Source organism: Actinosynnema sp. NPDC023658 (genome assembly GCF_040639995.1).
GTDB lineage: Bacteria > Actinomycetota > Actinomycetes > Mycobacteriales > Pseudonocardiaceae > Actinosynnema.
In genome coordinates this window covers 1-5,689 of record NZ_JBFAAX010000373.1, presented here as the reverse complement: position 1 = coordinate 5,689, position 5,689 = coordinate 1, and the positions used below count along the sequence as shown (strand labels likewise).

Below are 5,689 nucleotides of genomic sequence, written 5' to 3'. Positions count from 1 at the left end.
ACCCGTTCGCCGCGCACGACGTCGAACGCGGTCGGCGGTGACCACGGCCGGACCTCGGCCAGCACCGCCGCGGCCGGGGGCGCGGCCCACCAGTCGTTCAGCTCCAGCCCGGCGAGCTGCTCGCACGCGCTGATCACGTCGAACGGCTCCAGGAAGCCGGGCGCGGCGGTGGCCAGGCCGCTCGCGCCGTGCAGCGCGGCGAGCACGACTTCGGCGGTGCGCACCATCCGGGCCGGCGGGGCTCCGGGCGGGGGCGCTCCCGGCGGCACGAACGGGTGGACGGCTTCCAGCGCGAGGCTGAGCAGCACCGCGTCGAGCTTCAACAGCTGGGTGAACGGCCGGCGCGTCACCTCCTCGGCGGCCACCTCGGCCAGGAAGTCGCGCGCCAGCGGGTCGTGGCCGAGCGAGGTGACCCACGCGCGGGCAAGCGCGCCGAGGGCCTGGCGCCGGTCCGTCCCGCGGTGCGGGGACGACGGGGCGGTCGCGCGCTCCGCCAGGTCCGCCAGCACGGCGAAGTAGAGGGCCCGCTTGCCGGGGAAGTTGGAGTACACCGCGCCCCTGGTCAGCTCGGCGCGCTGGGCGATCGCGTCGATCTTGGCGTCCCGGAACCCGCGTTCGGCGAACTCGGCGCGGGCGGCGTCCAGCACCTTCGCCCGGTTGCGCTCCTGCGCCTCCGCCCTGCTCAGCCTCACGGCCACGCTCCTCGTTTGCCAGGCGTCGTACCGGCAAGATACCGTGACCATTCAGATGATGAGAACATCTGACTTGAACATCCGGAGGCCCTGTTGTCCGTTCCCGTGATCGATCCCGCCCAGCCCGAGGTGCTGTTCGACCCGTTCACCGCCTACGGCGAAGCCCGCGAGGCCTCGCCGGTGGCCCGGATGCCCCTGCCCGGCATGGGGTCGGTGTGGATCCTGACCCGGTACGAGGACGCCAAGGCGATGCTCGCGGACCCCCGGTTCGAGGTGAACGCGAACAGCTTCGTCGGCCTGCCGGGCGTCCCGGAGCACTGCCGGCCCTACCTGCGCACGATGTCGGAGATGAACGGCCCGGAGCACCGGCGGCTGCGCAAGCTGGCCGCACCCGCGTTCACCGCCCGCCGGGCCGAGGAGTTCCGGGCGCGGGCCGAGGTGATCGTGGACGGGTTGCTCGACGCCCTGCCGGACGAGGACCCGGTCGACCTGGTGCCGCACCTCGCCCGCCCGCTGCCGATGGACGTGATCTGCGAGCTGGTGGGCATCCCGGACGCGAACCGCCCTCGGTGGCGCGAGTACGGCGCGGCCGTGGCGGCGGGCTTCGGGCCGGCGTTCATCGAGGCGATCCCCGCGGTCATCGAGGGCGCTAAGGAGGCCGTGGAGCTGCGCCGCACGTCACCGGGGGACGACCTGATCTCGCTGCTGCTGCGCGTGCAGGACGAGGACGGCGACCGGTTCACCGACGTCGAGCTGGTCACCCTGGTGTGGCAGCTCGTGCTGGCCGGGCAGACGCCGACCAACCTCATCGTCAACGGCCTGGAAGCGCTGCTCACCCACCCCGACCAGCTCGCGGCGCTGCGGGCGGACCCCGGTCTGATGCCGCGCGCCGTGGAGGAGCTGACCCGGTGGGCGGGCCCGCAGCTGCTCACCGTGCCCCGGTACACGCGGGAGGAGGTGACCGTCGCCGGCGTGGTGATCGGCGCGGGCCAACCGGTGATGGCGGCGATCGTGGCGGCCAACCGCGACCCTCGGGTGCACACCTCGCCGGACCGGCTGGACATCACCCGCGTGCCGTCCGTCGGGCACCTCGGCTACTCGCACGGCGTGCACTTCTGCCTGGGTGCCGCGTTCGCCAGGGTGCAGACCGAGGTGGCGCTGTCCGCGGTGCTGCGCCGGTACCCGGACCTCGCGCTGGCGGAGGCACCGCAGCGGACGCCGGACGGCGGCACGTGGCGGTCGGCGTCGCTGCGCGTCACCGGCACGACCCGCTAGGCGGCGAAGAACCGGTCGACGATCTCGTCCGCGACCTCGCCGGCCGCGCGGTCGTCGGTGTCGACCACCAGGTCGGCCGCCGGCGGTGCGGGCACGACCTCGGCCGACCGGCACAGGTCGGCTTCGGGCGCACCCCGCAGTTCGTCGCCGGGGATCGGCGGCCCCTTCCCCTCGCCACGCAGCAGGAGGCGTGCCACGAGCCGGTCGCGGCTCGCGTGCAGCCAGCACAGGTGCGCCTCCGGGAGGAGGTCCGGGTGGTGCTCACCCGTGACGACGAGGTGCCGAGCGCCCTCCTCGCGGTGGACGCGGAGGACCGCGTCGAGCCGCCGCGCCTTGGCCGCCACGTCGAGCGGCGGTGTGGTGAAGGTGATCTGCGCCAGGTCCACGTACCCCGACTTGGTGCGCGCGCACAGCCGGGTGAACACCTCCCAACCCACGGTCGACTTGCCGACCGCGCGCGGCCCGGCGATCCAGAGCACGGTCACGGTGTCCACCTCTCCCGGATCTCCGCCGCGACGTCGGCGGGCGAGCGGCCGCCGGTGTCCACGGTGAAGTCCGCGAAGTCGACGAAGTCGGGGCGCTCCAGCGCTTCGGCTTCGTCGAGGACGACGTAGACCTGCTCGGTCAGCCAGCCGCGACCGAGGAACCGGGCGCGCAGCTCCTCCCGGCCCACCCCCAACCGGCACAGCGTGACGTCGGCGCCGGGCAGGCGATCGGTGTACCGGCGGGCTTCCCCGAGGCTGTCGAGGAAGCCGGAGACGACGAGCGGGGCGGCCTTGAGGTCCGGCCACAACGCGCCCAGCGCACTCGACTTCACCCGGTGGTTCTCCGGGTCGTCGCCGGTCGACGGGTAGCAGAGGCCGAGCTGGTCGGCGTCGACGTAGGCGGCGCGGTCGAGGGTGCGGTAGACCAGCCAGCCGACCGTCGACTTGCCGACGCCGGAGGGGCCCAGGAGCCACAGCACGGAGGTCATCGCGCCGGAGAGTAGGACGGGCGGTGCGGCGGCGCGAGCGGATTTACCGCCCGGGCCGCCGCCTCACCCGCGCCGGGCTTGAACCTTTCTCGCATTCACGACACCGTGATGCCATGCCGTCCACGGTGAAGAACGCGACGCTGCTGTTCCTGGGGCGCAGGATCGTCCGGGCGCGGGCCCTCCTCGGGGATCCCGCCGCCCGCCTGCTCGACATCAGCCCTCAGCGCGACCCCTACCCGGTGTACGAGTCGGTGCGCCGGCAGGGCGTGCTGGTGAAGACGAAGATGGGCGTGTACCTGACCGCGTCGCACGAGCTGTGCGCGCAACTGCTGCGCGACCCCGGTTTCGGGCCGCTGCGGGCGGGTGCGCTGTCGCCGGTGGACTCGTCGGTCGAGGTCGACGGTCGACGGCTGGTGAACCCGGTCGAGGAGTCGTTCCTGGTGCGCAACCCGCCCGACCACACGCGGTTGCGACGCCTGGTCGCGCCCTGGTTCACGCCACGCGGCCTGCGCGCGCAGACCGCCACCGTCGAGCGGGTCGTCGAGGAGTACCTGGACGAGGTGGCGCACCGCGGCACGTTCGACCTCGTGGGCGACTTCGCGGCGCGGGTGCCGATCCAGGTGATCGCCGACCTGCTCGGCGTGCCGGGCGCGGACCACGCGGCGTTCGCCCGCTGGGGCAAGGCGTTGGTCAACGCGCTCGACGGCGTGCGCGACCTGGGCGAGATGCGGGCGCTGCACGCCGCGTTGCGGGAGTTCGAGGAGTTCCTGGACGACCTCGTCGCACGCCGGCGGCGGCACCCCGGCGGCGACGACGTCGTGTCCGCGCTGGCGGCGCACGACGACCTGAGCCGCGAAGACCTGATCGCCACCACGGAACTCCTGCTGGTGGCCGGTTTCGAGACCACGGTCAACCTCATCGGCAACTCCGCGCTGGCCGTGCTGGGCCACCCGGAGACGCGGGCCCGCCTGCTGGCCGACCCCGGTCACGCCGACGCGGTCGTCGAGGAGACCCTGCGCCACGACCCGCCGGTGCAGTACACGGTGCGGGTGCCGTTCGAGCCGACCGAGGTCGCGGGGGTGCGCATCCCGAAGGGCGCACCGATCATGCTCATGCTGGCGGCGGCCAACCGCGACCCGGCCGTGTTCACCGATCCGCACCGGTTCGACCCGGACCGCGCGGACGTGCGCGAGCACCTGGCGTTCTCCTCGGGCATCCACTACTGCCTGGGCGCGTCGCTGGCCCGGATGGAGGGTGCGGCGGCGCTGCGCGGGCTGTTCCGCCGCTTCCCCGGCCTCACCGCGGCCGGCCCGGTGCGCCGCCGGCCGTCACGGGTGATCCGCGGCGCGGCGAAGCTCCCCGTTGCAACGAATGTGACAAAACAACACCCGATCGTGCAAACCATCAGCTGAGCCACGGGAATGTGGTGCATGCTGGTAACCGCGCGTCGACCCGCCGCACCGCCGCCGCGGCGGGTCGTTGCGCCTTTTCCGCACCAGTGCGGATTTCCGGGCCGCTCCCTCAGTTCCGCCGGCCGCCGACCCGGTCCCGGGCGTCGTGCTCCAACCGGGCCCGCTCCACTTTGCCCAGGTTCTCCGAGGACCACTCGGCCAGCGTCGCGAACAACGGCGCGAGGCTGCGCCCGAGCTCGCTGATCTCGTACTCCACCCGCGGCGGGACTTCCGGGTGATAGGTGCGCACGACGAGACCGTCGCGCTCGAGCTGCCGCAACCGCTGGGTGAGCACCTTCGGCGTGATCGTGGTGAGCCGGCGGGACAGCTCCACGAACCGCTGCCGGCCAAACTCGTTGAGCGCCCACAGGATCGGGGTCGTCCAGCGGCTGAACACGATGTCCACCACCGGTGAGATCGGGCACGCCTGCTCCGGGTCGACCGCCTCGCGTGTGCCGCTGGTCACAACCGGCCCCCTCCGCCATTACTTTCCCCTGGGTACCTACTATCCCCGCGACACTAACGTTCCCGGCGTCAGCGAGGAAGCGACGAACGGGAGTGATCATGATCGTGGTGACCGGGGCGACCGGGAACGTCGGCCGGACGTTGGTGCGGCTGCTGGTCGAGGCCGGCGAGCAGGTGACGGCCGTGTCGCGCGGGATCTCCGCGCCGGACGTGCCGCCCGGGGTGCGGGGGGTGCGGGCGGACCTGTCCGAGCCGGCGAGCCTGGAGCCCGCGTTGGCCGGCGCCGACGCGCTGTTCCTGCTGACGTCGGGCGACTTCCTGGCCGGCGCGGGTGGCGGCACCGCGGTGCGCGAGGTGCTCGACCGCGCGCGGGGAGCCGGCGTCCGCCGGGTCGTGCTGCTGTCCTCCCAGGGCGTCGAGACGCTGCACCACCCGTCGCACCTGGAGGACGCCGTGCGGGCTTCCGGGCTGGAGTGGACGGTGCTGCGGCCCGGCGCGTTCGCCTCCAACGCCTTCGCGTGGGCCGGGACGATCCGCGCCGACCGGGTCGCCGCCGCGCCGTTCGGGGACGTCGCGCTGCCCGCCGTCGACCCGGACGACATCGCCGCCGTCGCGGCCGTGGCGCTGCGGGAGGACGGTCACGGCGGGCGCACCTACGTGCTGACGGGTCCGGCGGCGCTCACGCCGCGGCAGCAGGTCGCGGCGATCGCGGACGCGCTGGGCGAGCCGGTCCGGTTCGTCGAGCTGACCCGTGCGGAGGCCGCGGCGGGGATGGCGCGGTTCATGCCCGAACCGGTCGTGGAGGCGACCCTGGACGTGCTCGGCACGCCCAC

The 5,689-nt window shown here is 73.7% G+C and carries 7 protein-coding genes; 3 read left to right on the top strand and 4 right to left on the bottom strand.

Going from position 1 to position 5,689, the window contains the following annotated elements; translation table 11 throughout:
- The coding region (locus AB0G02_RS26725; protein WP_360798736.1) for a helix-turn-helix domain-containing protein at positions 1-692 on the bottom strand (692 nt) is incomplete at its 3' end.
- Between the two features lie 93 nt (positions 693-785).
- Here AB0G02_RS26725 and AB0G02_RS26720 point away from each other — a divergent pair.
- Positions 786-1,967 carry a cytochrome P450 gene (locus AB0G02_RS26720; RefSeq protein WP_360798733.1) on the top strand — a complete coding sequence of 394 codons (1,182 nt, stop codon included), beginning with the start codon at positions 786-788 and terminating at the stop codon, positions 1,965-1,967.
- Here the strand turns inward: AB0G02_RS26720 and AB0G02_RS26715 are convergent.
- On the bottom strand, positions 1,964-2,452 hold the full coding sequence (locus tag AB0G02_RS26715; protein ID WP_360798730.1) for a hypothetical protein: 489 nt from the start codon (positions 2,450-2,452) through the stop codon (positions 1,964-1,966). The two genes, AB0G02_RS26720 and AB0G02_RS26715, sit on opposite strands and share 4 nt — an antisense overlap.
- Positions 2,449-2,940: a hypothetical protein gene (locus AB0G02_RS26710; RefSeq protein WP_360798727.1), complete on the bottom strand. Its 492-nt coding sequence runs from the start codon at positions 2,938-2,940 to the stop codon at positions 2,449-2,451. Before AB0G02_RS26710 ends, AB0G02_RS26715 begins: the two co-directional genes overlap by 4 nt.
- Positions 2,941-3,053: 113 nt before the next feature.
- Here AB0G02_RS26710 and AB0G02_RS26705 point away from each other — a divergent pair, with 113 nt between their 5' ends.
- A complete protein-coding gene (locus AB0G02_RS26705; protein ID WP_360798724.1) occupies positions 3,054-4,352 on the top strand; it encodes a cytochrome P450 in 1,299 nt (432 codons plus the stop codon).
- Positions 4,353-4,461: 109 nt separating this feature from the next.
- Here the strand turns inward: AB0G02_RS26705 and AB0G02_RS26700 are convergent, their stop codons facing one another.
- The gene (locus AB0G02_RS26700; protein ID WP_360798721.1) at positions 4,462-4,857 is read right to left on the bottom strand and encodes a helix-turn-helix domain-containing protein; all 396 of its coding nucleotides are present in this window, start codon (positions 4,855-4,857) and stop codon (positions 4,462-4,464) included.
- A 98-nt stretch (positions 4,858-4,955) separates the two neighbouring features.
- Here AB0G02_RS26700 and AB0G02_RS26695 point away from each other — a divergent pair.
- Positions 4,956-5,689 (top strand): NAD(P)H-binding protein (locus AB0G02_RS26695; RefSeq protein ID WP_360798718.1); only part of this gene is annotated, 734 nt, incomplete at its 3' end.

Coding starts and splice junctions, on each gene's coding strand:
- AB0G02_RS26710 (WP_360798727.1), bottom strand. CDS start 2,940: ATGACCTCCGTGCTGTGGCTCCTGGGCCCCTCCGGCGTCGGCAAGTCG.
- AB0G02_RS26705 (WP_360798724.1), top strand. CDS start 3,054: ATGCCGTCCACGGTGAAGAACGCGACGCTGCTGTTCCTGGGGCGCAGG.